This is a genomic window from Sulfitobacter dubius, from assembly GCF_027214245.1.
GTDB classification, from domain to species: Bacteria; Pseudomonadota; Alphaproteobacteria; order Rhodobacterales; family Rhodobacteraceae; genus Sulfitobacter; species Sulfitobacter dubius_A.
Window position 1 is genome coordinate 13,269 of the sequence record NZ_JAPWHM010000011.1, and the last position, 25,623, is coordinate 38,891.

Genomic DNA, 25,623 nt, shown 5'->3' on the forward strand with positions numbered 1-25,623 from the left:
CCTGCCTCTCGCTCTTTCATGGCAAAGCCCCGGTGCGAATTCGCCCGTTATCAGGACGACCGCAGATGCCTCGGCACGTCCATGGACTGATGCAAGACTCGGATCACGAAGATCCTGTCCGGGTCCACCTCGTAGAACACGAGGTGCCGGCCCGTGATCAGTTTACGCGCACCCTGCAAGAGATCGGAACAGTCAGACCCCATTTGCGGGTTGGCGATGAGACCCTTCAGGGCGCGATCGATATCATCGAGATAGCGGTCCGCCTGCGCCTCGCCCCACTGTCGGTCTGTCTCGACCCAGATATCGACGAGGTCGGATTTTGCCGCCTGAGAGTGATGAATGTCACGCATCAGAAGCGCCAGAGCGGCTCCGCGCGTCGCGCTTGATCTCATCCATGTCAAGCGGACCGGCGTCACCGGATTGTTTGCCCTCCATCAGCGCAACGCGAAGCCGCGCCCGCTGACCTTCCTGCTCCTCCATCAGGCGCAGAGAGGCGCGGATCAACTCGCTGGTTGACCCGTAACGCCCCTCTTTAAGCATCAGGGCGATGAATTCGTCCCAATGGGGGCCAAGTGTGACGCTTGTGCTTGCCATGCTCACCTCCGTAATACGCATGAATAAGATATATGAGTATTGCGGGCGTTTCAACTCGGGGGTGGGCTTGCGCCCTGTTCCGCAGCGGCGGGTCTTTGTACCTCTCGCAAAATCAGAGGATCTACAACCGCCCGCGCCTCGGACAGGCAGTCCAGATCATAGTGCTCGAAGAACCCCCAACAGGCGTCGATCTCTTCACCGTCACGCTCGACGACATAGCCATAAACCCGTCCGCCGAGGTAGGCATCGAAGGTGACGATCTCAGCGCGCAGAATGTCCTTGGCCTTTTCGCGCATCGCCTTGGTGACGCGCTTCGCGCCGAACTCCTTTCGAACCGTTTCGAGCGTTACGTATACAAAGCCAACTTGGCCGGAATCCCACGGACAATGGAACTCGATGGTGTTCATCGCGAGGCCGGAATGGTCGTAGAGGTACACGGGCAAGATGATTGCCTTGCGCTCGGCGCGCTCGCGGAGGCGATCCAGTGAAAGATCGCTCTGATCCGAGACGCCCGCAAGATCGCGCAGGAACGCCTCGGGGCAGTCGAACCGGTGGCTGTCCCCCAGCCGGTATCGGCGGTGCCAACAGATCAGCGCTCCGAGGTTGGACCACTCCCTTGGGTTCTCAGAATCGGGGTCGTGATAGATCTTGATGACGTGGCCTTGGTAGGCCTCCTCGTAGACAGGGTCTTGCATGTCGATATCCTTTCTTGAAACGCAATCGACCCGCCAAGCCGGTTGTGGCGCAGGCGGGTCGAAGTGGATGGGATCCGGTGGTTGGTGAGTTTTCTGGCCGGCGGATCAGGCAGCGGCGCGGTTTTGGCGATGCTGGATGTGCTCGACAGAGACCTTCAGCAGCCAGTCCTCAAAACCGAGAATGGTCTGGTGATTGGAGACCGCCTCGATCCAGACCGCACGCGGATCGCCAACAATCTGCGTAGGATCGTTGTCGATCCGGCCATTGGCCATCCACGGTTCCGGCTGAATGCGGACAAGCCAGTCCGCCAGCGACGGGATCCGTCCCTGGCAGTCCTCGCGCACATGCTGCTCACCGATCCAGCGGATCGGGACGACCCGGCCCGCGCTGTTGGTCAGGCTGCGGCCGAAGTGACGTTCGGCATCATAGATCCCGACTGTATGATGTTTTTGGGCTCTGTGAACAAAGAGACCTAGGTGCTCTTTGGATGAGTCAAACCAGTCATGCACGAACTGATAGTCATCTGGAACACCGCCGAATTTTCGGGCGGAGCTTTCGGCGTGGTGGAGGGGATGTGCCATGTCAGAGCCCCTCGTGTTCGGTGGTGTTGGTTTCGATATAGCGGTTCGAGTGGCTAACATCGATCTTGTCCGTCTCGAGCGCCCAGGTCAGCTCGCCATAACCGCCCTCGTTGTTCTCGAATCCGGGGCTCAGCGCATAGGCGAAATCCCAACCAAAATCTTCAACCCGGCGTCGCAACTCTTCTGTCAGCGTGATCGTGTCGGGTGTCACGACGACATCCTCGACATTGCCGGAATCGCCGTAGCCTTCATATTGCACCTCGATGCTGGTCACGCCGAAGGCACGCAGCTCGGAGAGAAGGGCAGCGCGAGTCTCGCCCCGCTCTTCGGATGCGCGTCTCTGGGATTCGAGCATCTGTGCGTAGAAATCAGTCGCTTGTGTCATGTCTTTTTGTCCTTTGGAATTGGGAGAGGGGAGGGCGACCGTTACGCGAGGCCGCCCCGGAGTTTCCTTTGGGGGGCTTCAGGCCGCAGCGTCGCCGCGGTTTTCAGCCGTCCGGTCAACCAGGTTGAAATACAGATTCTCGGTCGCGCGCTTGAACCCCGGCGGTTTGCGCGGGGCGAGGCAACGCACCGAAGCACTGCAACTCTCACCATGCTCCATTGCGAACTGCGTCACCTTGTCGATCAAATCGTCCATGCCCGCGGCCTGGACGCGCTTTTCGGGGTAGGTCGCCATCATATGGAACTGGGTAACAACGAAGGCGCCGTCACGATGCGCGGGATAGAGGGTGATCTGGTAATCGAGTGTCTTGGCCATCTCTGGTCTCCTGCAGCAGGCCGGACGCGATCATCGCGCCCCTTGAAACCCGCCAGCCCGAAAGGACCGCCCTTTATGCAAGGACGGCCCGGGGCGGCGATTGGGGGTGGAGGGCGTCAGTATTCCGACGGGAGAAGCAAGGTCAGCACGCGACGCGTCTGTTTCGGGTCGGAAGGCTCAGGCGAGCCGTACTGATAATCGACGTCGTACAAGTCGATCTTGAACCAAACCTTCGTGCCATTGAATTCGATGACCCCCATCTCGTGCAATCCCTGCGGGTCACTGTCGGCATTGAAGGCGTCGAACGCGGCAACGCGGCGTGTGAGTTCCAGTTGTGCGTCGGGTCCAAGCGCGGCGACGCCACATGTCATCACAAACTGTCCCTGCGGGGCATCGGCAACGGAAGGATTGCCGAGGATGGAATTGCGAAACGCGTCATTCTGCGCGGCGATGCGTGCGGCTTCCTGAACAGGATCGAGGTCGAGTCTGGTGGTCATAGGATGTCTCCGGGACGGGCCAGCCGATCCGATATCGGCTGTCGGCAACCCGTCAGCCGGAAAGAGCCGCCCTCGATGTGAGGGCGGCCCAAAGCTCATGTCGTGATCAGGTCGGTGTTCGCTTCGTCAGGCCGCATCTCCGCTAAGGAAGGCGGGCAAGGACGATGGTTCATTGCTCTCCGCCTCGGCCAGAGCGTCTGCGGCAGGCACGTCGCCTTCCTCCGCCTCGGGCGCATCGCCAATCATTTTGGCGTCGGCCTCCGCCGCACCGGCAAACACCATCCCGTCTGGCAGCCAGCGCGTTGTCTTTGCTGCCGTCGCCGCGTCGAAACCTTCCGTCTCGCCGGCCGTTTCCGCGAAAGCGCGCTCCATCGCGGCTGCGAGATCGCCCTTGCGTTCGCGATTGCGATCCTCGGCGTAATCATCGCCGATGAGCTTGCGCGCCGTGGCCACCGCATGCCCCTTGTTGACGCGACCCCAGTAGTTCTGGGCACTCGGGCGCCAGCAGGCCGCCACATCGACGTCGAGCCGCGCACCAATCTCCTCAATGATGTGGGAGGGGCGATTGTCAGAGGAGAGCTGCGGCTTGACCGCGAGACCCGTCGCCCAGGCGAAAAGCGCCTGCTTGTCCGCAATGGGCAGGGCCGACATCGCCCGGAAGTCATCGGGTTTCTCCAGCTTCATCCAGTCGGTGGCGAGGTCCTGCTCCAACGCCTCAAGCATCTTCTGAGCGACGGTGTCCGCATGCAGCACCTCGCGGTTTTGCGCCTGGAAGGGCCGGATGGAGATATCGAGCGCCTCGTTGTTGTAGGACCGCCCCAAAGCCTGCTCGCAGAGCGCGTAGAGCATCGCATCGAAAGCCACCTCGAAATCCGCCGCCAGATGCGCCCGCAGGATGTGCTGACGCGTGGCGCGCAGATCGTCGGCCAGGCTCGCCGAAATCCCGTCCGCCTTGCGCAACGTCGCGGCCGGGTCGGAGCTCGGCACCGGCGTGGAGGAGGTCGGCGGCGTCACCTGTGGGCGGGCAGGGGAGGGAGCGCCATCCGGATCTGCGGTGGTATCGTCCGGTTCGGGCGCAACAGGAATGTCCTCGGGCCGCACCAGGCCTTTCTCGACGCGCAACACCCCGTCATGGCCGATGGTCAGGACTACACCGGCGATAGCGCGATCTGCCTCGGCATAGGGTTGCCGTTCGCGCTGCATGGCTTCAATTTCGCGCAAACGCGGCTCGATGGCGTAGTATTCTTCGGTCTCCGCGTCGGTCCAGTCCTCCCCGTCGTTCTGCGCCGCCAATTCTTCCTCACGCGCGATGAGACGTTCCTCCTCGGCCAGCATGTCCGCATCCGGTTCGATGTCCTGCGGATAGACCCGCCCGAAACTGCGAAACGCGCCATAATCCACCGAAAGATGCACTTCGACCCATTTCCATATCCCTTCGAAGGGTTTGGCCGCAGCCTGCAGTTTCTCAATGGCGAGACGCTCCAAGAGGTCGGGGTTTTCCATATGAGCGGTTGCCCGGTCGTCGAAGAGATCCCGCAGCAGAACCCCGCCCGCCGCCTCATACGCCTCGATGCCGACAAATCGACCAATTGCCGAGTTCGCCGAATGTGCGGCCCCGGTCAGCTGACGTTTGATGCTCTGCGGATGGATGTGATAGCCGCCCTTCACGGCGTTCCAGACCGCGAGCTGGCGGTCATGGTCGTCGGTCAGCGTGAAAGCCATCACGCATTCGAGGGTCAGATCACCGGCACGAAACTGCTCGATGATTTCGGGTGCGACACGGGCGAGTTTGAGGCGACGGCGCACCAGGTCGACGGAGACGCCGAATTTGAGCGCAATCTCGTCTTCGCTGCGACCCTCGCCGATCATCTTGTCGAAGGCCTCGAACTGGTCTGCCGGATGCATCGCCGCGCGCTGGAGGTTTTCTGTGGCCGAGGTAAGGATGGCGTTGCGCTCGTCCTCGACAAGGCAGGGCACTGGATGATCAGCGGGGATCACACCGTCCTCGGCGAGTTGTTTCAGCGCCTTGAGGCGACGACCGCCTGCGTCGACGGCAAAACGTGTCTCGGAAAGTGCGTGAACCACCAGGTTCTGCTTGATTCCCGTCTCGCGGATGCTCGCAAGAATCTCGGCATCGTCGCTGGCGCTTGCGGCCACCTTGCGGACGTTGAGTGGGCTCGGCTCCAGCTTGTCGAGCGGGATCATCCGGATGTCGGCACCGCCGTCAGGCGCGGCCGATCCAACGGCTTCGGTCTTTTTTGAGGTGGTGGGATTCGGGCGGGTCGTGGTCTTGGCCATGGTCAGGGTCCTTGTCTCGCCGGACCCGGATGAGCCTCTCTCTATCCTTTCAAGCCCGGCACCCGGGCTTCCCTTTCTCTGGCTTTCACTGTGCGTTGACGTGTGAAGTGGTCCCATCTTTTCGGACAGGTTTGCAGCGTTTCTAAGGTGTATCGGGTTTAGGTTTCATGCTGCGTGTCGCTCTTCCAAGCCTGCCCAATATGCGTCGTCCGGCGTCTGCCGATCAAGCGCGGAATGGGGTCGGCTGGTGTTATAGAATGCCATCCAGCCCTTGATGACACGACGGGCCCGGAAGCCTTCATTGATTTCTTCGAGATAGATGGCCTCCTGCTTCAGGGATCGCCAGAGGCGTTCGATGAAGATGTTGTCGAGGTAACGCCCGCGCCCGTCCATCGAGATGCGCACGCCCGCCTCGGTCAGCGTCGTGATCCAGGCCGATCCGGTGAACTGCGATCCCTGATCTGTGTTCATGATCTCAGGCGGGCCGTACCTGGCGATGGCCTCGCTCAGTGCTTCGACGCAGAAGTCGGCGTGCATCGTGTTCGACAACCGCCAGCTCAGCACCTTGCGCGTCGCCCAGTCCATGATTGCCACCAGATAGAGGAAGCCATTTCTGACTGGCACAAAGGTGATATCGGCGCACCAGACCTGGTTCGGTCGGTCAATCACCATCTTCCTCAGCAGATACGGGAAGACCGGGTGCTGAGGATGCGGCTGGCTGGTTCGTGGGCGCTTGTAGACCGCTTCAAGACCCATCTTCGCCATCAATCGCCTGACGCGATGGCGGCCAACAACAATGCCTTCCCGGCGCAGATAGGCCGCGATCTGGCGCGACCCGAAGAATGGGTATTTGGTGAACACCCGGTCGATCTCTTTCATCATCGACAGCGTGTCGGCGTCGATCCCGGCGGGCGTGTAGTAGAACGCCGACCGGCTCAGGCTCACCAGCTTGCACTGCTGGCTGATGCTCAGCTTGGGGTGATCCCGGTTGATCATCGCGCGTTTCTTTCCAGGGCTCATCGCTTCAGCCCTTCCGACAAAAAATCGTTCTCGACCGCCAGCCTCCCGATCTTGGCGTGAAGTTCCTTTACTTCCGCCTCGGTCGGGCCGCTCTGCTTGCCACCCGAGAACACATCGGCCATGCCCTCGATGGCCTGCCGCTTCCATGTGCTGACCTGATTTGGGTGCAACTGATGCTTCGCCGCGATCTCCTGCACGGTCTTGTCGCCACGCAGCGCTTCCAACGCCACCTTGGCCTTAAACTGATCTGTAAAGTTCCGGCGCTTTGCCATGTTCGTATCCCTTCAAAGGTTCGGGAAACACCTTAGCTGACTGTCCGGTTTCCTGGGACCACTTCAGACCTCATCCGCTGACCTTCGTCTCTGGCCGCGGCTTTTCAAAATGCCATTCTTGAAGGCCAGATAGAAATTTGCACTCGGTCACACGCAAACGGGGCGAAAAACCTCTTTGATTACAGGCGGCAACCTCAAAGGTTGCTAGCTCACTGTTTGATTTTCCGAACCCACTTCCGCGAGCAAAATCTGCCGAATTGAGCTTTCAATTTTGACTTTTCCAAATGTTGAAGCATCTCGGAAAACTGACTTCGTTTCGCATTCGAAGCAAATCAAGTCATGCTGACGGCCGACAACTTTTAGACCAACTGAACTTTCCCCGACATGGACCACATAGACCTCGCATGCTAGGTTCGCGCCTGCTTTCACCGGCGCATGGAATTGTAGGTCCATAGAGACAAAAGGCATGGCCGTGTTTCTTTCCGTGAGTAGAAAAAGCCAGCCCCGGCCTGAAAGCAAATCGTCCCAGAAAGTCTCGATCGCTTCCAGCGCGAAATTCGTGATCCGGCCAGTAAAGGCGATTCCCAGCTGGTCACAGTCGCCAAAGAAAATCCTGCGTTCGAAGGCAAATCGTGGTTTAAATTCTGTTTCTGGTACATTCATTGCAGCGTTACGGGCTCAACATTTCTTTGTCTCTGGTGCGTGACAGCGATAGGAAGGAATAGTTTTCCGGTAATTATGCCATGCGCCGGAATTCGGCGGGGGTCGCGCCTGTCATTTTTCGAAAAGTTCGACTAAAATGACTCTGATCTGCAAAACCGCAGTCAAGCGCGACCACTTTCAGGGGGGCATTACCCTTTCTCAGCATCTCCTGGGCCTTCGATATTCGCTTGCGCAAAACATATGCATACGGTGCCAACCCAAACTCCGCCTTGAACTGACGCGAAAAGTGAAACTGGCTGAAACCGATAGATGCGGCCATGTCTTCCAGACTGAGGTTTTCACCTAAGCAGCTTTCAACGAGATCGATGATTCTCTGCCTTTGAGCAGGGCTGAAGTTCGAGTTTGCGTCGCTGGTCAAAGAGACCTTGGCGTACTGACGCAGAAGGTGAACGGCGATCTGGATGCGCAGGGCGTCGATGATCAATCTCTGGCCGATTCCACCGTTCTTTAGCTCATTCTCTAGCAATTGGATGCAGTTCAGGATACAGGGGTCCTTCGCAGACAGACAATCATTGATCTCAATGGACTTCGGGTCACGATCAAAGACCGAAAGGGCCGTGTTTTCGAGTTCACTGTGACTGAGATAGACGTGTCTAACCGTGATAGGCTCGGACCAACTCCAAGTGGATTCCTCTGCACGCGTGAGCAAGGAAATCCTACCTTTCTCTACGCGCGCGCTTTGCCATGGGCCGCCACTCGTGCGGCGCATAGTGGTTGGCGCGCCATCATATGCAACAATCATATAGTCGCGCATGGGGGGAATTGCCGCGTCTTGTCGCTCATAACGATAGCCCTTCAGGGTAATGCCGTTCCAGTTGCACCCGGAACTGTCCAACGTAGTCGTGCCGGGAATCCATTCGGGTATCCGGTCCGGTGATATGAGCAGTCTTTCCATCTTGGCCTCCCTGAACTTTTTCACGATCGTCCGCTTGAGCTGAAATTTCGGCTTAGGTCGTCTCGCGCATCCGCGGTTCTTCTCGAACGATATTCGCTTGAGTCAATCTATCGATTTCAGCTTCTGTCAGTCCAGCCTCGCTAAGCAACTCCCTACTATGCTGCCCGAAGCGAGGCGGTGCCGCGCGAACCGCTCCGGGGGTACGCGACAAGCGTGCTGGCACGCCGGTGCCGCGGTAGGTGCCAACTGATACCACCATGCCGCGATGTCGGGTGTGTGGATGCTCCAACGCTTCATTCACATTCCGAACGACTCCGGCGGGAATCCCAGCTTTCAAAAGCACCGGCTCAAGTTTGAAGGCGTCATGTTGCACCAGGCACTCTGACAAGACCTCTGTCATCTCTGACCGATGCGCAAGACGCGCGGCATTGTCGGCAAATCGTGGATCGCAGGGCACCTCAGGTAGGCCAAGCACGTCACAGAGTTTTGCGAACTGACCATTGTTACCGATAGCCAGATAGAGTTTGCCATTACTTGTTTCGAACATGTCGTATGGTACGATATTTGGATGCCCATTGCCGGTCGCCATTGGTATCTGTCCGGACATGAGGGAATTAGCCGCTTGGGGATGCATCATGCTGATCGCGCAATCATATAGCGGCACTTCGATGGCTTGGCCCAATCCGGACCGGCCCCGTTCCAAAAGTGCGGCGAGAATAGCGTTACAGGCGATCAGACCGGTGCCGATGTCCACGATGGGCGTACCCATGCGTGTCGGGCCTTCGGAGGGATTGCCGTTGATGCTCATGAGGCCCGTCATAGCTTGTACCACGGCGTCATAGCCGGGAAAACCGCCAAGTGGGCCATCGGAACCAAATCCAGTCACATGGCAGAGTACCAGTCTAGGAAAACGTGCCCTGAGAACATCAGCATAACCAAGCCCCCATTTTTCAAGAGTACCAGACTTAAAATTGTGAACTAAAACATCCGCATCCTGAAGAAACCGCAAAATCAGGTCGCGCCCTTCCGGTTGCTGCAGATCGATAGCGATGGACCGCTTGTTGCGGTTGGCGCCAGAGAAATAAGCGCTGAGTTCATCATTGAAAGGCGGGCCCCAACTGCGGGTCTCGTCGCCCAGAGGCGGCTCCACCTTGATGACCTCAGCGCCATGATCCGCAAGCATTTGGGTGCAGTAAGGCCCGCCCAGCACGCGGCTGAGGTCGACCACCTTGATCCCGTCCAATGAGCCAGCCATCAAAGCGCCTCCTGATAGAGGCGCGACACATCTTCGGCTGTCATGTCGCGCGGGTTGGTCTCCAGCAATCGCGTGATACCGGTCACGACCTCATTAGCCATTCCGGGAATGGCTGCCTCGGTCACTCCGACACCAGAAAGTCGAGACTCAAGTCCGCTTTCGACTAGCATCCGTTCCATCTCGTCGATCAGGCCATGGGCCGCAGCCGCATCAGAGTTGAAAGGCCGCGAGGGCAGTAGTAACCGCGATAGACGAGCATATTCAGCTTCTGCAACGGGCATGTTGAACCTCATCACTGGTCCTGCGACCAGAGCGTTTGCGTGCCCGTGAGGAACCTTGAAACCTGTTCCAAGTGGGTATGACAAGGCATGAATCGCCCCCACGCTGGCATTAATGAAGGCCATCCCAGCCAGTGTCGCCCCCAACAGCATGGCCTCTCGCGCTGACAGGTCCGAAGGCGTTTCCATGACGATTGGTAAGTTCTGACCGAGAAGCACCAGCGCTTTGTCCGCCATTCCATCGGAAATGGGATTCTTTCTGGTGCGACTGGTTACTGCCTCAATGGCGTGAACCATTGCGTCTAACGCCGTGGCCGCTGTGATGTGACGAGGCATTCCCAATGTTAGCTTTGCATCTAGCAAGGCAACGTCAGGCAGAAGCTGCGGTGCATATACCGCTTTTTTTTCGTGGCTTTCCGAAGTCAGCACGGACACCCATGTTACCTCTGATCCGGTCCCTGCCGTGGTTGGCACCTGGATCAGTGGCAAGCGTTTATCGGTGACCTGATTAATCCCGATCATGTCCGTAATCGGTTGATCGTTGGCTACCGCCGCTGCGATGACCTTGGCAGTGTCCAGTGAACTGCCGCCGCCAAGTCCGATGATTCCGTCAGCACCAAAGGCCCGCGCGACCTCTACCGCGGCCTCGACGACAGCGATCGGGGGGTCCGCTTCGACTTTATGAAAAATCTCAACCTCGATGCCAGCAGCCCTAAGTGAGGCGGCTGCCTCGTCCGCAAAACCACAGGCCAATATGCCCGGGTCCGTCACGACCAGCGCACGGGTGCAAGACAAATCTTGCATCAGGCTGCCGATCCGGCCAAGCCCACCGCTCTCGCAGACGATCCTCGGGGTGGAAAGGAAATTGAAGTCCATAGTTTGTCTTCGCTCCTGTTAAGCTGCTGCAGTGCGGATCATATTCCGCGCGATCAGTATTTGCTGAATCTGGGTTGTCCCCTCGTAGATGCGGAAGAGACGCACATCGCGATAGAAGCGCTCGACCGCATATTCGGCCATGTATCCTGCACCGCCGTGGATTTGCACTGCGCGATCGGCCACTCGACCTACCATCTCACTGGCAAACATCTTGCAGCAGGCAGCATCAGTCGACACGTTCTGACCAGCGTCCTTGCGGCGTGCTGTTTCTTCGATCATGCAACGCGCTGCGAAGGCCTCGGCGCGACTGTCAGCCAGCATGGCTTGGATCAGTTGCTTTTCAGCGATGGGTTCACCGAATTGTTTGCGTTCCATCGCATAGGATAGGCTGTCACGGATCAGCCGTTCGGCGGCGCCCACACAGACGGCAGAAATATGCAGTCGGCCCCGGTCAAGGACTTTCATTGCTGTCTTAAAGCCCTTGTTCAGACGGTCCGGCCCGCCGATAATGTTCGCGGCAGGCACGCGGACATTGTCAAGGATGACGTCGCATGTGTGCGAGCCCTTCTGCCCCATCTTCCTGTCAGGCTGGCCAAGCGTTATGCCTGGCGTCCCTGCCTCGACGAGAAAGGCGCTTACGCCGGCAGAACCTTCCGCCTCTGGATTGGTCCGGGCAAAAACCGTGAATAGATCGGCACGCGGTGCATTGGTAATGTAGCGTTTCGTGCCGTTCAGAAGGAAATCGTTACCGTCACGCCGCGCCGTAGTGCGCAGACTGCCAGCATCCGACCCAGCATCTGGCTCGGTTAGGGCGAAGGATGCGATCATATCTCCGGACGCGAGAGCTGGTAGATACTGCGCCTTCTGCTCGTCGGTTCCATCGATGATGATTCCCTGAGAGCCGATCCCGTTGTTGGTGCCAACTAGCGACCGGAACGCAGGCGAAGCCTGGCCAAGAACGAAAGCGGCTTGCACTTCCTCTATCATCGACAAGCCGAGCCCGCCGAAATCTTCCGGGATCGACATGCCGAAAAGGCCCATCATGCGGATTTCATCGACCAGCATCGGCGGAATCACATCCTCGTCGGCGACGCGATCCTCGTAAGGGATTAGTCGCTCTTTCACGAAGCGGTCGAGCGCGTCGAGAAACTGGGAAAGGGTATCTTTATCAAGGGCCATGATGCTCTCTATTGTTCAGGGTGCGACCGCCGCAACGCGGCGGACAAGATCGACAAGGCGGTGCGCGACGTCGCTTTCGATCCAGTCGCGCGTAAGGGTTTGCGAAGGGCCACCGCAGTTGAAGGCAATAATGGGTGAGCCGTCCTTCGGCACGAAGGGCACCGCTACAGCGTTCACATCACGTTTCCACTCCGTGAAGGACGTGCAGTAACCGTGCTGTTGGTAGTCTGCGATAGCTGCTTCGATTCCGGGCTGCACATTCGGCCAGTTGTCGCCTTCATGTTCCTCCACAAGGGCCAGAATTCTGGCCCGCTCATCCGGGTCGTGCGCCGCTATGCAGGCGCGACCAACCGCGGTCGTGGCCAGTTTAATATGGGCACCAACCTCGATCGCCAGCGTGACGGCATTAGTGCCCTTGCACCGCTCCAGATAGACCATCGATAGCCGGTCACGACTGGCCATGGCCACCGGCATGCCTGTGTAATCAGCCAGCTCCTGCATAAAGGGCTTCGCCAGTTGCCGCAGCGGAATCCCTGCAAGGCAGGAGAAACCCAACGAAAGCACTGGAGGGGCCAGTCGATAACGTGCTGTATCCGGGTCGTAGCTGAGGTATTCCAGCTTGTTCAGTGTATAGGCCAGCCGGGAGACCGTCGATCTGCTCAGGCCAGTGCGCTCGGCCAACTCACCGTTCCCCAGAGCCTCCCCTTCCCGCCGAAAGGCCCGCAACAGCTCCAAGCCGCGCGCCAACGCCGTGACAAAATCGCGATCCTGTTTCTCGGCATCCTTGGTGCGGTCTTTCCTTGGTCTCACGATATCCCTCCTCGGAAAGAATTATGCGTCTTGAAACACACCTAAACGATCGATAACGTCCGAGTCAATACTGCGGTAAACTTTCCCGCTATGCGGAAAATTAAGGTCGTCCACCTAGTCCCATTCGTGCCGGATCCTGCGGATGACACAACTAAGCGAGGGCATAATGCCATGAAAGAAATGAATTATCCGACCATCCAGCACCTCATCGGACGAGACTGGATCGCTTCTCCCACGCCAGAGGATCGTGCAGTCATAAACCCTGCAAACGGGCAAACTATCGGACAGATTCCGCAGGCTAGCGCCGCAGATCTAGACCATGCGGTTCACTCGGCCGAATCAGCTTTTCGCCGATGGAAAAACAGCTCTCCCATGGAACGAAGTGCGATTTTGCGGCGGTTTGCCGACCTGCTGCGCCAAAATGACAGACTGATCGCTGGCTGGATCACTCTCGATGAAGGCAAGCCGCTGGCTGAGGCTTTGGCTGAGGTCCGCGCCTCGGCTGACCACGTTGACTGGCACGCCGAGGAATGTCGGCGCATTTATGGGCGCATCATTCCATCACGCAGCCCGCGGGTACAGCAGCTTGTCGTGCGCGAACCGATAGGCGTCTGCCTTGCCATCACGCCTTGGAATTTTCCGCTGAGCCAAGCGGTACGCAAGGTCGCGGCGGCGCTTGCGTCAGGTTGCACGATGATCTTAAAAGCCCCGGCAGAGGCTCCGGCGGGTTGCATGGCAATTGCTCGCTATCTGCTGGATGCAGGATTGCCCGAAGGCTGTCTGAACCTTGTCTGGGGTAATGCGGCCTTCATTTCGGAAACTCTAATTGCGCGCCCCGAGGTGCGCAAAATCACCTTCACCGGTTCGGTCGAGGTGGGCAAGCATCTGGCAGAATTGGCTGGCCGCCATATGAAGCGGGCGACGATGGAGCTCGGCGGTCACGCGCCCGTATTGGTGTTCGACGACACCGATGCCACGGCCGCGGCGCGCGCCTTGGCGGTCAACAAGCTGCGCAATGCAGGCCAGGTGTGCATCGCCCCAACCCGGTTTTACGTACAACAAGGCATCTACGATCGATTTCTGTCCGAACTAGTTTCAGCATTTGAGAGCGTAAAGGTGGGCGCTGGTTTAGCCGAAGGCACGCAGATGGGACCATTGTGTCATCGCGGACGCGTGAATGCGATGGAAAAGCTCGTCGAGGATGCCCGCGAAAACGGCGCACGGGTGTTGACGGGAGGCAAAAGGCTTGGAAATCATGGTAACTTCTATGCCCCGACAATCGTCGATACGCCCAACGACGACATTGACTTGATGCGCGAAGAACCCTTCGGCCCGATTGCTGTCGTCTCGTCTTTTCGTGACATAGAGGACGGACTGTCGCGGGCCAACGGGCTACCCTTCGGGCTGGCGTCCTATGTCTTTACCAATTCGTTAGAGCGTGCAGATAAAGCAGCTGCGGGTTTGCAGGCAGGTATGGTAAGCATCAACCAGTTCGGCCTCGCTCTGCCCGAGACTCCGTTTGGAGGCGTGAGAGACAGCGGCTATGGGACTGAAGGCGGGACGGAAACCTTCGAAGGCTATCTCATTACCAAATTTATCTCGCGCAATCGCGCGCCAGTGCTGTGAGGATGCCCATGCCTGTTGAATTAAGCTTCTCAAATGACGCAGCAATTCTGACCATAGACAATTCGCCGCTTAACCTAATCAACGCGGAGGTTCGGGCTGGAATACAACACTGTATCTTCAAAGTCCTCGAAACTGGGGCTACCAGGCTGATTATCACCGGCACAGGAACGACCTTCGTCGCGGGCGCGGATGCGAAGGAATTCGGTAAGTTGCCTGTTGATCCACAACTAAATGATGTGCTGATGCAACTTGCACACCTCCCGATTCCTACTATCGCAGCAATCAACGGGGCTGCGCTTGGTGGGGGACTAGAGATTGCTCTGGCTTGCTGCTATCGCATCGCCTCAACTTCTGCCAAACTGGGCTTGCCAGAGGTAAACTTGGGGATCGTGCCTGGCGCAGGGGGAACCCAAAGACTGCCGCGACTTATCGGTATTGAAGCTGCGCTTGACATGATTGTCACCGGGAAGGCTGTTTCCGCCGAGCAGGCACTGAAAATGGGACTGATCCAGCTGCTAGCCGATGACCCGCTTGGCGCGGCCATAGCTCTCGATGACGATGTACTTGAGGCGGCACAGGCACCCGACAATCTTCCTTCACCAAAGCCAAACCACGTCGCAGCGGAAGTCGCCCGAGCGCATGTAGCGCGGCGTATGCCTGGCCAGAATGCCCCGCAGGTTGCGGTGAACCTAGTCGCGACCAGTGCGACGACGCCGCTGCACGACGCACTAGCCAGCGAGCGCTCTGCGTTTTTGGACCTTCGTACCTCGGATCAGGCGCGGGCCCTTAGGCACGTTTTCTTCACCGAGCGTACCGCAACCAACAAGGGGCGCGCCTACCCCCGACCTTCCCGAGATGCTGAAACCGCCATCGTGGTCGGTGGTGGCAATATGGGCGCAGCTATTGCGTACACGCTGGCGACCGCAGGGATCTCGGTGACTGTCGTCGAACGTAGTGCCTCGTCCGCCGAGTGGGCCAGTAAAAACCTGCAAAAGCTGATTGATCAGGGTATCAGTCGCGGTATTCTGTCCGTCGATGCGGCAAAGACGGTTGAAGACCGGCTGGTTACGGTCTCAGGCTATGACGCTCTGCCACCAACCGATCTAGCAATCGAGGCGGCCTTCGAGGATTTTGCGGTTAAGACCGCGATCCTGACCGAACTCGAAGGCGCACTGCCACCCGAGACCATCATTGCCACAAACACATCCTATCTCGATGTAAATCGGCTCTCTGATGGGTTGAAACACCCGGCACGCTTTGTAGGGATGCATTTCTTCAGTCCTGCGCATATTATGAAACTTCTGGAAGTCGTCAGGAGCGACCGAACGTCAGACGGAACATTAGGTGCAGCACTTGTGCTGGCGCACAGGCTTGGTAAAATCCCGGTACTGTCTGGTGTTTGCGATGGCTTCATCGGAAACCGAATTTTGTCGAGCTACCGTCGCGCCGCTAATCGCCTTCTGGTGGAGGGGGCTAATGTCGACGAGATCGACGCGGCTATGCGCGGATTCGGTATGGCGATGGGTCCATATGCTGCACAGGACATGTCGGGGCTGGACATCGCCTACGCGAATATCCGTCGCAAGGCAGTTGCCGAAGGGAACTGCTGTGGTCACGTGCCCTTGGTCGAGCGGCTGGTCGAAAAGCACAAACGCCTAGGACGCAAATCGGGCGCCGGATGGTACGACTATGGGCCAGACGGCAAACCCTCACATTCGGAGCTGGTCGCTAGCGAAATACTCCGTGTCTCAGAAGAAATGAACTTCACTCGCCGCGAGTTCTCAGCTGACGAAATCGTAGAAAGGCTCTTGCTCACAATGGTGGCGGAAGCCTGCGATATCCTTGACGAAGGCGTAGCAGAAAAACCGCAAGACATCGACCTAGTAATGATTCACGGCTACGGATTTCCCCGCTGGCGGGGAGGCCTGATGCACCACGCCAAAAATATCGGCAAGGATCGGTTGACCGCGCTCTTCAGCGCGCATGTCAAAGAGGATCCTTGCGGCTGGAGGGTGCCTCGTTATTTAGAAAGAGTTTTCGCGACCGGGGAGGAACATGTCAGCATGTTTCCCACGATCACCGGCAGATAAGTTGTCTTTCTGTGGTAGAGGGAGTCTGTTTTGCAAATGGGGTGATGGCCGTGGTTGCCCTTTCCCCGGATAAACTTATCCCACAGCTTCCGTAACGGGTATGCCGAGTGCAGTGTATCCGTTCAGGACGGCGATGCGGACTGGGAGTGCCGCGACCTGACGGTCAAAGTCCCGCGCTATAAGGCGATGCCCCAGCGACATGACACAGTTCATTTTCGTCTCGACACTGCTTCGGCGGTGGTATCCGCTCCATCGTCGCCAGAGCGCGCGAGCCAGGCACTTCGCCGCGCGCAGGGCCTCGTTTCGCGCCACGGCTCCGGCGGTGATGGTCTTCCATGGCTTTGCGTTCTTGCGTGGCGGGATAACGGCGTGGGCACCACGGTCAGCAATTGCGTCGTGGCATTTCCGTGTGTCGTAGGCACCGTCAGCCATGACACTGCCGATCTACTGGTCCGCCGGGATCTGGTTGAGGAGGTCGGGTAAAACCCATGCATCGCCGATGTGGCTCCCTGTGACCTCGTCACTGCGCGAACCTCCAGTGTTTCCTCGTCAACCCCGAGATGGATCTCGGTCCAGACGCGCCGTTTGGGTCCACCATGCTTGCGGGCGTGCCACTCGCCTTCGCCCGCGACTTTGATACGCGTGCTGACAGCAGGTGCAGCGGCCCCTTGGAGCCGCGATTCGAGATGTTCACGGCCAGGGTCTTCTGACGCCGGGACAGGGTGCTGAAGTCGGGCACAGTCCGGACGAGACCAACCAGCTGCAGCAGGCTCTAGACGAACCCAGTCGTCTACCGGAGCGCCATGCCGAATAACACCTTCATGGAAAGGCAGGTCTGGCTGGAGGCATCGCTGTAGGTCTGCTGCCGGCCACGACTGCCTATCGGCGCGGCCTCCCAGCTCATTTCGGGGTCGAACCAGATTGCCAGAGCGCCCCGGCGCTTGAGCGCTTCATTGTAGGCTCGCAAGTTCCTGGTGTTGTAGGTCGGGGGTGCAGTCTGCTCATGCACCCCGGCTACCAAGCCGGGTTCATAAGATGGATCCCGCACGGAATTTGTTCAACAGAGCCTAGTAGCAGGCATATCTGCCTCACGACAGGCTGAGCAAGATCATACAATTTCCAAAGCAGGTATGTTCAATACACGGTGCATTCTTCGCCCTTACTCTGAGATCATTGGCGTACGCCTCAGACCGTTTGACGCCTCCGAGATTGGCGACGTCAGGTGGTGGCTTTGCCAAATGTTACTCTTGGGAGGATAAATATGGAAATCAGTAGAGAAGCGGATACGCTGCGGGCGCTTTATCAGAATTGGACCGATCAGATGGTCGAGAACCCAGACCTGACGATCGCGAACTTGCGCAGCATGTTCGATGAATGGGGGCAGCCTGCTCTAGAGCCGGAAAACGTTAGCTACAAAAGCGATCATATCGGAGGAGTCGAGGCTATCTGGGCACTGCCTGTCGGGGCCGATACCTCGCGTGTAATTGTTTACACTCATGGTGGCGGCTTTGCCGTCGGCTCAGCCGATAGTCATCGGAAAATGGCAGGGCACCTCGCTAAGGTGCTTGGGGTTACGTCGGTGATCCTGCACTATCGACGCGCACCCGAGCACCCATTTCCGGCGCAGATCGAAGATGCGGTAGCCGCGTACACAGCATTGCTGGATAAGGGCTTCAAGGCAAGAAATATTCTGACCGCTGGCGACAGTGCTGGCGGCAATCTTGCCATCGCCAGCGTGCTGAAATTTCGCGAACTTGGGCTGCCACTGCCCGGAGCGGTCATCGCATATTCGCCCTGGCTAGACATGGCGATGCGCGGGGAAACACTGGAAACCAACGCGGAAACCGATGCGCTAGTCGGGAAACCGATTCTCGAAGCGATGGCGGGAATGTTCCTCGGTGAAGGCACTGATCAGCTAAATCCGTTGGCCAACCCTCTGGAGAACGATTTCACCGGTTACCCGCCGCTTTATATCAATGCCGGAGGGGCTGAGACGCTTAGGAGCGATGCCGAGCGGTTGCACGAAAAGGCCAAGGCACAGGGCGTAAATGTGACCCTGTCTATCGTCGAAGGCATGCAGCATGTCTTTCCCGCGCTTTCGGGACGCGCGCCCGAGGCGAACGAGGAACTTGGTCGCATCGCCGCATGGTATCAGGCCCTCTGACACCTGTACTCGCACTGCATTGCGGTGCGGTGCGGTGCGGTGCGAGAGAAACCCCTACGACACATTCATCTGCCATCTCACCCGCAAACTGCGGGGCGGAGCAGTCTTACTCTGGGAGGAGTGACATGAACATTCAGACTGAGATTACTAAAACATCCGGAGCGGATTACGACGCAGTCGTCATTGGCGCGGGCTTCGGCGGGCTTTACGCCGTCCACAAACTTCGCAACGAGCAGGGACTGAACGTCCGGGGCTATGACAGCGCCAGTGACGTTGGCGGCACCTGGTGGTGGAACCGATATCCCGGTGCGCTGTCGGACACGGAAAGCTATGTCTACCGCTATTCTTTTGACAAAGAGTTGCTTCAAAAAGGCCGCTGGAAAACGCGGTATCTGACCCAGCCCGAGATCCTCGAATACATGAACGAGGTGGCGGATCATCTCGATCTCCGACGCAGCTACAAGTTCGACACCAAGGTGGACGGCGCGCACTATAATGAAAAAACCGGTCTCTGGAACGTGATCACTGATAGTGGTGAGACAGTTACCGCCAAATACCTTGTCACTGGCCTCGGTCTCTTGTCCGCAACGAATGTTCCAAAATTCAAGGGCATCGATGATTTCAAAGGCCGTATCTTACACACAGGTGCCTGGCCCGACGGCGTGGACTTGAGCAACAAACGCGTGGGCATTATTGGCACTGGCTCGACCGGTGTGCAGGTTATTACAGCAACGGCACCAGTTGCAAAACACCTGACTGTTTTTCAGCGCTCTGCACAATATGTCGTGCCGATTGGGAACACCCCGCAAGACGATGCTACCATCGCAGAGCAAAAGGCAAACTACGATAGTATCTGGAATCAAGTGAAGAATTCTGTTGTGGCCTTCGGCTTCGAAGAAAGCGTCAAGCCCGCCGAAACCGCCTCCCCCGAAGAACGGGAGCGGGTCTTCGAAGCCGCCTGGCAGCGCGGCGGTGGTTTCTATTTCATGTTTGGCACCTTTTGCGATATTGCGACCAGCCAAGTGGCCAATGATGCGGCCGCTGACTTCATCAAGGGCAAAATCAAGAAAATCGTGAAGGACCCCAAGGTCGCAGAGAAACTGACGCCGAAGGACCTTTACGCCAAGCGCCCGCTTTGCGGAAACAACTATTACGAGGTCTACAACCGAGACAACGTGACCCTCGCCGACGTTAAGGCCGATCCGATCGCAGAGTTCACTCCGAACGGCATACGTCTCGAAAGCGGCGAGGAGCATGAGCTTGACATCGTAATCTTTGCCACTGGCTTCGATGCGGTCGACGGCAATTACGTCAAAATGGACCTCCGCGGACGCGGAGGCGTGACCATGCGCGACACTTGGAAGGAAGGCCCGCTCGGTTACCTCGGCATGATGGAGGTCGACTTCCCGAACTTCTTCATGATCCTTGGCCCTAATGGCCCCTTCACCAACCTGCCCCCCAGCATTGAGACGCAAGTCGAATGGATCGCTGACACGATTTGCACGGTGGAAGAAGAGGGGGTTCGAAATGTGGAGCCAACCGTGGAAGCGCGCGATGCTTGGGTTCGCACCTGTCGTGAAATCGCCGACATGACACTCTTCCCCAAAGCTGAAAGCTGGATCTTCGGCGCAAATATCCCCGGAAAGAAGAATGCAGTAATGTTCTACATGGCCGGGATTGGCAATTACCGAAATGCCATTAATGCAGTGAAGGAGGAAGGTTATACATCCCTGATCCGCAACCGCACTGCCGAGAAGGTGTAAAGAATTCCGCCGGGCATCAAGAATCCCCGGCGGAACCAATTAAATTTGTTCATGAAAACTAGGGAGAGAGATTTGGGAAGGGTATTCGGAAAAGTCGCACTGGTAACAGGTGGAGCGATGGGCATGGGAAAAGCCCATTGTGAAACGCTGGCACGTGAAGGTGCGCATGTATTTGTAACCGACCGTGACACGGAAGCGGCTGAAAGCGTAGTGAAAGGTATCATTGAAGCCGGAGGGAAGGCGGAATTCATTCAACATGACGTGACGCTTGAAGAAGATTGGAAGAATGTCATCTCTACGGTGCAATCAAGTGCTGGTCGGCTTGATGTGCTAGTGAACAACGCTGGCATTCTCATTCTTAAGCCGCTCCACGAAACCTCGCCTGACGAATTTGACATGACGTTCAACGTCAATGTACGCGGTATTTATCTCGGCATCCGAGCCGCGGTTCCATTGATGAAAGAGGCCGAAAAGGCATCTATTATCAATATTTCTTCAATCTATGGGATTGTTGGAGCCGCTTCGGCGGGAGCCTACATTGGATCCAAAGGCGCCGTACGGATGTTGACGAAATCCTGCGCAGTCGACCTGGCTGAAAGTGGCATACGCGTGAATTCGATCCATCCCGGTGTCATCGATACTCCCATGACAAAAGATCTGCTACACGCCGACGAAGTTACCCGGCAGGCAATTCTGGGGGCGACGCTGCTCAAGCGACCAAGCAAACCTGAAGAGGTTTCGAATGCGGTCCTGTTCCTCGCATCGGATGAGTCATCGTTCGTTCACGGAGCAGAGATTGTAGTAGATGGCGGTTATACTGCGAATTGACAGGGACCCATCCCGAGTAACGGCTCGGAATCCGGGCCGTTACCACCATTGCAAATTTTGAAAACGATAAAAGCCAATGAAAATAATTGCTCCTATAAAACGCCTAATTGACCACAACGTGAAGGTTCGCGTTAAGGCGGACGGGAGCGGAGTTGATCTCGCGAATGTGAAGATGTCGATGAACCCGTTCGACGAGATTGCGGTCGAAGAGGCGATCCGGCTGAAGGAAGCGGGCAAGGCGGACGAGGTTGTCGTCGTCTCGATCGGCGTGAAGCAGGCGCAGGAAACGCTGCGCACGGCGCTGGCGATGGGCGCGGACCGGGCGATCCTGGTTGTGGCCGCCGATGACGTGCACCAGGACATCGAGCCGCTGGCGGTGGCCAAGATCCTGAAGGCCGTGATCGACGCCGAGGCGCCGGGCCTGGTGATCGCGGGCAAGCAGGCGATCGACAATGACATGAACGCCACCGGCCAGATGCTGGCGGCGCTGCTGGGCTGGGGCCAGGCGACCTATGCCTCCGAGGTCGGGATCGAAGGCGATCATGCCGTCGTGACCCGCGAAGTGGATGGCGGGTTGCAGACGATCAAGGTCAAGCTGCCGGCGATCGTCACCGCCGATTTGCGCCTGAACGAGCCGCGCTATGCCTCGCTGCCCAACATCATGAAGGCCAAGAAGAAGCCGCTGGATGAGAAGACCGCCGCCGATTACGGCGTCGATGTCACCCCGCGCCTGGAGATTGTGAAAACCGCCGAGCCCGCCGCACGGTCGGCAGGCGAGATGGTCGGCTCGGTCGACGAGCTGGTGTCGAAACTGAAAGAAAAGGGGATCGTGTAATGGCTGTTCTTCTCCTTGCAGAAATCGCCGGTGGCGCGCTGGCGCTGGACGCCACCGCCAAGGCGGTGACCGCTGCCAAATCGCTGGGCGATGTGACCGTTCTGGTTGCGGGCCCTGCTGCTGCGGGTCAGGCCGCGTCGCAGATCGACGGCGTGGCGAAGGTTGTGGTCGCGGATGACGCGGCCTACGCCAACGGCCTGGCCGAGCCGGTCGCCGATCTGGTGGTCAGCCTGGCAGGCAATTATGAACATATCGTTGCTCCCTCCACGGCAAGCGCGAAAAACATCCTGCCGCGCGTTGCGGCGCTGCTGGATGTGATGGTTCTGTCGGACGTGACGGCCATCCTGGACGGGTCCACGTTCGAGCGCCCGATCTACGCGGGCAACGCGATGCAGACGGTAAAGTCCAACGATTCCAAGAAGTTACTGACCGTCCGCACCACCGCCTTCGACGCGGCTGGCCAGGGTGGCTCGGCCGCCGTCGAGGCCATCGCAGCAGCCGGCAACGCGGGCCTGAGCGCCTGGGTCGAGGACAAGGTCGCGGCGTCGGATCGTCCGGAACTGACCTCGGCCAAGGTCGTGGTCTCGGGCGGGCGCGGCGTCGGTTCCGAGGAAAATTTCGCGATTATTGAAGCACTTGCGGACAAACTGGGTGCTGCCGTCGGCGCCTCGCGCGCGGCTGTGGACTCTGGGTTCGCACCGAACGACTGGCAGGTCGGCCAGACCGGCAAGGTCGTGGCGCCCGAGCTGTATATCGCGGTCGGGATTTCCGGGGCAATTCAACACCTTGCGGGGATGAAGGACAGTAAGGTCATCGTCGCCATCAACAAGGACGAAGAGGCCCCCATCTTCCAAATCGCCGATTACGGCCTCGTCGCAGACCTCTTCGACGCAGTCCCGGACCTGACAAAGGCACTCAAAGAATGACAAACGTCTATATCTGCGATTACATCCGCACACCAATCGGTCGCTATGGCGGCGCGCTTTCTTCTGTGCGAGCCGACGATCTTGGCGCAATCCCACTCAGGGCCTTGGCCAGCCGAAACCCGGGGCTAGATCTAGCGACCATTGACGAAGTGATTTTTGGCTGCGCCAACCAAGCGGGAGAGGACAACCGTAATGTTGCTCGCATGTCGCTTCTACTAGCTGGATTTCCGGATTGTGTACCGGGGACAACAATGAATCGGTTGTGCGGGTCGGGCATGGATGCGATAATCACGGCCGCCCGCGCTATCAAATCAGGAGAGGCCGATCTCATTGTCGCAGGTGGTGTGGAAAGCATGTCGCGTGCTCCGTTTGTGATGCCAAAAGCTACAACAGTATTCTCGCGCGAGAATAGTGTGGAAGACACCACCATCGGCTGGCGCTTCGTCAATAGACTGATGAAGAGCCAATACGGCGTCGACAGTATGCCTGAAACGGCCGAAAACGTGGCTGAAGTCTTCGGCATCAACCGCGCCGACCAAGATGCTTTCGCCCTACATTCCCAGCAAAAGGCGAGCGTTGCTATGGCGAACGGTCGTTTGGCCCGTGAAATTGTCCCGGTAGAGATTCCTCAGCGAAAGGGGGAGCCAAAGATCGTCGTACAGGATGAACACCCTCGCGCGAGTACGACTTTGGAAGCGCTCGCCCAACTGAAAACTTTCGTAAAAGCGGATGGCACGGTAACCGCAGGGAATTCTTCAGGCGTGAACGATGGTGCCGCAGCATTGATCCTTGCCACCAGCGACGTCGCAAAAAAATTTGGCCTCACGCCGGTCGCAAGGGTCTTGGGCGGCGCAACCGCCGGCGTTGCACCGCGCATCATGGGTTTCGGGCCGGCACCGGCGTCGAAAAAGCTGATGGCGCGACTTGGACTGAAACAAGAAGACTTCTCGGTGATCGAACTTAACGAAGCCTTTGCTTCGCAGGGTCTGGCCACACTACGGCACCTGGGGATCGCGGATGATGATGCCCGCGTGAACCCAAACGGCGGCGCTATTGCTCTCGGCCATCCGCTTGGCATGTCGGGTGCCCGCATCACCGGCTCAGCGATGCTGGACCTCAAACCTGGAGAAAAGTCGTTGTCGACCATGTGTATTGGCGTGGGACAGGGAATTGCAATCGCACTCGAAGCTGTCTGAGGTGCCGTGACAGCCTAAAAATTACCATAATCATGATTACGCGATTATTGGTCGACCCCAAATTTTCCGTGTAGAATTCGCCCTCTACCACCTCCCTGTGGGCGATACCCTGGCGGTACCGGAACCTCTCTCCGGTGCCGCCCTTTCCTGAAAGAACGATTGAACGGCCCATAATGTTTGCGAGACGGATCATCACGTGACCTGCGTTTCGGCAGGCATTCCATTCCGGCGATCTCGCGCCATCCCAAGATTTCTTCTCTGCACTTCCGAATGTAACATATATCGCGTGGCGATATTTCGCGCATCGTGTCCGTTTCAACGGCATGAACTTGCGGGACCGTGTAGCACTAAACATCCAGGAATTGAGACGCGCCCGCAGCCTCAGCCAGGAGGAGCTTGCTCATCGGGCCGATGTGAGTCGCGGCCATATGGGCAAGCTCGAGAACGCCAAGTTCGCGGCCTCCCTCGACCTTCTCGAACGTATCGCCAAAGCACTGAACGTAGATCCAGCAGAGCTCTTCACAAAACGCTAGCCAGTTTTTGCCAGCCCCTGATGCGTCCTGGAGCGGAACGTCTCAAGAGGTAGTCAAATGGAGTGCAGAGAGTTCGATGGGTAAGAAGAAGACAGGCTGGCCCTTCCAGAACGGGTTTCTGAACGACGGTGCGCAGGAGATTCACCTGTTCACCGATTACCGTTGGAATGATGGCTCGGTGAGCCGCCGCTGGCATGTCGATCCAGAACGCTTTGATGCTTGTCTGGTCGAGCTTCGCCCAGTTTCCCTGAAGGCATCAGACCGTTCGGATCAGTAGGAGAACCACTCCGAGTGGCCCATGTTGCCCTCGTAGTCGCCGTATTCAACCATGATACTGCGCAAATAGAAGTACGAGGAACCTCCGCCGGTCGGATAGGCGATCTCCTGACCGCCTTCCGATACGAATGCCTCGGGCCAGGGCGTGTGGGATCGGTAGACCCGCTGGATGTACCGGCAGGTGCGGTTCTCTCGGTCGCAGGAACGGAGAGACCAGTCCCAATACTGTTCACCTCCCCTTTCTCTATAGGCTTGACCGGTGAACCAGATCACATGGGTGCGGTTCAGCCATTCGTATTCGGGCAGAGTGGTGTCGAGCTCGCCCTCCCCGCCGGGCCCGCCCAGCTCGACCGGCACATGTGCGAAGGTGCAGACCCCGAAGGGCGGCAGGCTCGGCCAGGGCGTGATGCGGCGGATCATAGTGCGATAGGCCCGTGCACAGACTGCGCTCGGGGGGAAGCCGCCAGCCATGCAGAGCATGATGGCGCAGTCGATGTCATAGGCCTGCGCCTTCCCCGGGGCTCCGAACACCGCCATCACCCCCATCGCCGCTGCCATCGCCTGTCGCTTCATGTCGCTCTCCCGCAAAAGTTGCGCAGACTATCGCGCAATATGTATTTTTCTGCAATATGTCGTATTGACTCCATATGAC

General features: G+C 58.1%; 26 protein-coding genes and 1 pseudogene. 10 read left to right on the forward strand and 17 right to left on the reverse strand.

Annotated features, from left to right (window positions below; genetic code table 11):
- Nucleotides 1–50 precede the first annotated feature (50 nt).
- The 15 genes from O4H31_RS18165 to O4H31_RS18235 form a co-directional block, all read right to left on the reverse strand.
- Entirely contained in the window at nucleotides 51–350 is a 300-nt protein-coding gene (locus tag O4H31_RS18165) for a type II toxin-antitoxin system RelE/ParE family toxin (protein ID WP_009827038.1), read from the reverse strand.
- Nucleotides 343–594, reverse strand: coding sequence for a type II toxin-antitoxin system ParD family antitoxin (locus O4H31_RS18170; protein WP_009827037.1), 252 nt, complete (start codon nucleotides 592–594; stop codon nucleotides 343–345). Before O4H31_RS18170 ends, O4H31_RS18165 begins: the two co-directional genes overlap by 8 nt.
- Nucleotides 595–644: 50 nt before the next feature.
- Nucleotides 645–1,289 carry a hypothetical protein gene (locus O4H31_RS18175; RefSeq protein WP_009827036.1) on the reverse strand — a complete coding sequence of 215 codons (645 nt, stop codon included), beginning with the start codon at nucleotides 1,287–1,289 and terminating at the stop codon, nucleotides 645–647.
- A 105-nt stretch (nucleotides 1,290–1,394) separates the two neighbouring features.
- Nucleotides 1,395–1,871: a DUF6915 family protein gene (locus tag O4H31_RS18180; protein ID WP_009827035.1), complete on the reverse strand. Its 477-nt coding sequence runs from the start codon at nucleotides 1,869–1,871 to the stop codon at nucleotides 1,395–1,397.
- A gap of 1 nt (nucleotide 1,872) precedes the next feature.
- Nucleotides 1,873–2,256, reverse strand: coding sequence for a DUF6878 family protein (locus O4H31_RS18185; protein WP_009827034.1), 384 nt, complete (start codon nucleotides 2,254–2,256; stop codon nucleotides 1,873–1,875).
- 78 nt (nucleotides 2,257–2,334) lie between these two features.
- Nucleotides 2,335–2,631 (reverse strand): hypothetical protein, encoded by a 297-nt coding sequence (locus tag O4H31_RS18190; protein ID WP_009827033.1) that lies wholly within the window; start codon nucleotides 2,629–2,631, stop codon nucleotides 2,335–2,337.
- A 116-nt stretch (nucleotides 2,632–2,747) separates the two neighbouring features.
- Nucleotides 2,748–3,128, reverse strand: coding sequence for a DUF3768 domain-containing protein (locus O4H31_RS18195; RefSeq protein WP_009827032.1), 381 nt, complete (start codon nucleotides 3,126–3,128; stop codon nucleotides 2,748–2,750).
- Nucleotides 3,129–3,254: 126 nt separating this feature from the next.
- On the reverse strand, nucleotides 3,255–5,426 hold the full coding sequence (locus O4H31_RS18200; RefSeq protein ID WP_009827031.1) for a ParB/RepB/Spo0J family partition protein: 2,172 nt from the start codon (nucleotides 5,424–5,426) through the stop codon (nucleotides 3,255–3,257).
- Nucleotides 5,427–5,591: 165 nt separating this feature from the next.
- A protein-coding gene (locus O4H31_RS18205) for an IS3 family transposase (protein ID WP_197918801.1) occupies nucleotides 5,592–6,718 on the reverse strand; the annotation gives its coding sequence in 2 pieces (ribosomal slippage) (nucleotides 5,592–6,448 and nucleotides 6,448–6,718; 1,128 coding nt in all).
- Nucleotides 6,719–6,922: 204 nt separating this feature from the next.
- Nucleotides 6,923–7,381, reverse strand: coding sequence for an acyl-CoA thioesterase (locus tag O4H31_RS18210; RefSeq protein WP_007120589.1), 459 nt, complete (start codon nucleotides 7,379–7,381; stop codon nucleotides 6,923–6,925).
- A 73-nt stretch (nucleotides 7,382–7,454) separates the two neighbouring features.
- Nucleotides 7,455–8,336, reverse strand: a complete 882-nt coding sequence (locus O4H31_RS18215) for a helix-turn-helix domain-containing protein (RefSeq protein ID WP_232272173.1) — start codon at nucleotides 8,334–8,336, stop codon at nucleotides 7,455–7,457.
- A 52-nt stretch (nucleotides 8,337–8,388) separates the two neighbouring features.
- The gene (locus tag O4H31_RS18220; RefSeq protein WP_007120591.1) at nucleotides 8,389–9,591 is read right to left on the reverse strand and encodes a CaiB/BaiF CoA transferase family protein; all 1,203 of its coding nucleotides are present in this window, start codon (nucleotides 9,589–9,591) and stop codon (nucleotides 8,389–8,391) included.
- Nucleotides 9,591–10,745, reverse strand: coding sequence for an iron-containing alcohol dehydrogenase (locus O4H31_RS18225; RefSeq protein ID WP_007120592.1), 1,155 nt, complete (start codon nucleotides 10,743–10,745; stop codon nucleotides 9,591–9,593). The genes O4H31_RS18220 and O4H31_RS18225 overlap by 1 nt, the downstream gene beginning before the upstream one ends.
- Nucleotides 10,746–10,763: 18 nt before the next feature.
- Nucleotides 10,764–11,924, reverse strand: a complete 1,161-nt coding sequence (locus O4H31_RS18230) for an acyl-CoA dehydrogenase family protein (protein WP_007120593.1) — start codon at nucleotides 11,922–11,924, stop codon at nucleotides 10,764–10,766.
- Nucleotides 11,925–11,939: 15 nt separating this feature from the next.
- A complete protein-coding gene (locus tag O4H31_RS18235; RefSeq protein ID WP_007120594.1) occupies nucleotides 11,940–12,734 on the reverse strand; it encodes an IclR family transcriptional regulator in 795 nt (264 codons plus the stop codon).
- 171 nt (nucleotides 12,735–12,905) lie between these two features.
- Here O4H31_RS18235 and O4H31_RS18240 point away from each other — a divergent pair, with 171 nt between their 5' ends.
- Nucleotides 12,906–14,360 (forward strand): NAD-dependent succinate-semialdehyde dehydrogenase, encoded by a 1,455-nt coding sequence (locus tag O4H31_RS18240; RefSeq protein WP_232272174.1) that lies wholly within the window; start codon nucleotides 12,906–12,908, stop codon nucleotides 14,358–14,360.
- An 8-nt stretch (nucleotides 14,361–14,368) separates the two neighbouring features.
- A complete protein-coding gene (locus tag O4H31_RS18245) occupies nucleotides 14,369–16,450 on the forward strand; it encodes an FAD-dependent oxidoreductase (RefSeq protein WP_197918802.1) in 2,082 nt (693 codons plus the stop codon).
- A gap of 75 nt (nucleotides 16,451–16,525) precedes the next feature.
- Here O4H31_RS18245 and O4H31_RS18250 read toward each other — a convergent pair.
- A pseudogene (locus O4H31_RS18250) lies at nucleotides 16,526–17,459 on the reverse strand (IS5 family transposase).
- A gap of 252 nt (nucleotides 17,460–17,711) precedes the next feature.
- On the opposite strand from O4H31_RS18250, the gene O4H31_RS18255 reads away from it, so the two are divergent.
- From O4H31_RS18255 to O4H31_RS18290, 8 genes are all read left to right on the forward strand, one after another.
- Nucleotides 17,712–18,614, forward strand: a complete 903-nt coding sequence (locus O4H31_RS18255) for an alpha/beta hydrolase (protein ID WP_009827026.1) — start codon at nucleotides 17,712–17,714, stop codon at nucleotides 18,612–18,614.
- A gap of 125 nt (nucleotides 18,615–18,739) precedes the next feature.
- Nucleotides 18,740–20,377: a flavin-containing monooxygenase gene (locus O4H31_RS18260; RefSeq protein WP_009827025.1), complete on the forward strand. Its 1,638-nt coding sequence runs from the start codon at nucleotides 18,740–18,742 to the stop codon at nucleotides 20,375–20,377.
- A gap of 51 nt (nucleotides 20,378–20,428) precedes the next feature.
- Complete coding sequence (locus O4H31_RS18265; RefSeq protein ID WP_009827024.1) at nucleotides 20,429–21,205, forward strand: SDR family NAD(P)-dependent oxidoreductase; 777 nt, start codon at nucleotides 20,429–20,431, stop codon at nucleotides 21,203–21,205.
- Between the two features lie 76 nt (nucleotides 21,206–21,281).
- Nucleotides 21,282–22,040 (forward strand): electron transfer flavoprotein subunit beta/FixA family protein, encoded by a 759-nt coding sequence (locus O4H31_RS18270; protein WP_009827023.1) that lies wholly within the window; start codon nucleotides 21,282–21,284, stop codon nucleotides 22,038–22,040.
- Complete coding sequence (locus tag O4H31_RS18275) at nucleotides 22,040–22,966, forward strand: FAD-binding protein (protein WP_009827022.1); 927 nt, start codon at nucleotides 22,040–22,042, stop codon at nucleotides 22,964–22,966. Before O4H31_RS18270 ends, O4H31_RS18275 begins: the two co-directional genes overlap by 1 nt.
- On the forward strand, nucleotides 22,963–24,162 hold the full coding sequence (gene pcaF, locus O4H31_RS18280; protein ID WP_007120599.1) for a 3-oxoadipyl-CoA thiolase: 1,200 nt from the start codon (nucleotides 22,963–22,965) through the stop codon (nucleotides 24,160–24,162). The genes O4H31_RS18275 and pcaF overlap by 4 nt, the downstream gene beginning before the upstream one ends.
- 323 nt (nucleotides 24,163–24,485) lie before the next feature.
- The gene (locus tag O4H31_RS18285) at nucleotides 24,486–24,695 is read left to right on the forward strand and encodes a helix-turn-helix domain-containing protein (protein WP_007120600.1); all 210 of its coding nucleotides are present in this window, start codon (nucleotides 24,486–24,488) and stop codon (nucleotides 24,693–24,695) included.
- A gap of 76 nt (nucleotides 24,696–24,771) precedes the next feature.
- On the forward strand, nucleotides 24,772–24,972 hold the full coding sequence (locus O4H31_RS18290; protein WP_007120601.1) for a hypothetical protein: 201 nt from the start codon (nucleotides 24,772–24,774) through the stop codon (nucleotides 24,970–24,972).
- Here the strand turns inward: O4H31_RS18290 and O4H31_RS18295 are convergent.
- Nucleotides 24,966–25,544 carry a hypothetical protein gene (locus tag O4H31_RS18295; protein WP_007120602.1) on the reverse strand — a complete coding sequence of 193 codons (579 nt, stop codon included), beginning with the start codon at nucleotides 25,542–25,544 and terminating at the stop codon, nucleotides 24,966–24,968. The two genes, O4H31_RS18290 and O4H31_RS18295, sit on opposite strands and share 7 nt — an antisense overlap.
- Nucleotides 25,545–25,623: the final 79 nt, after the last annotated feature.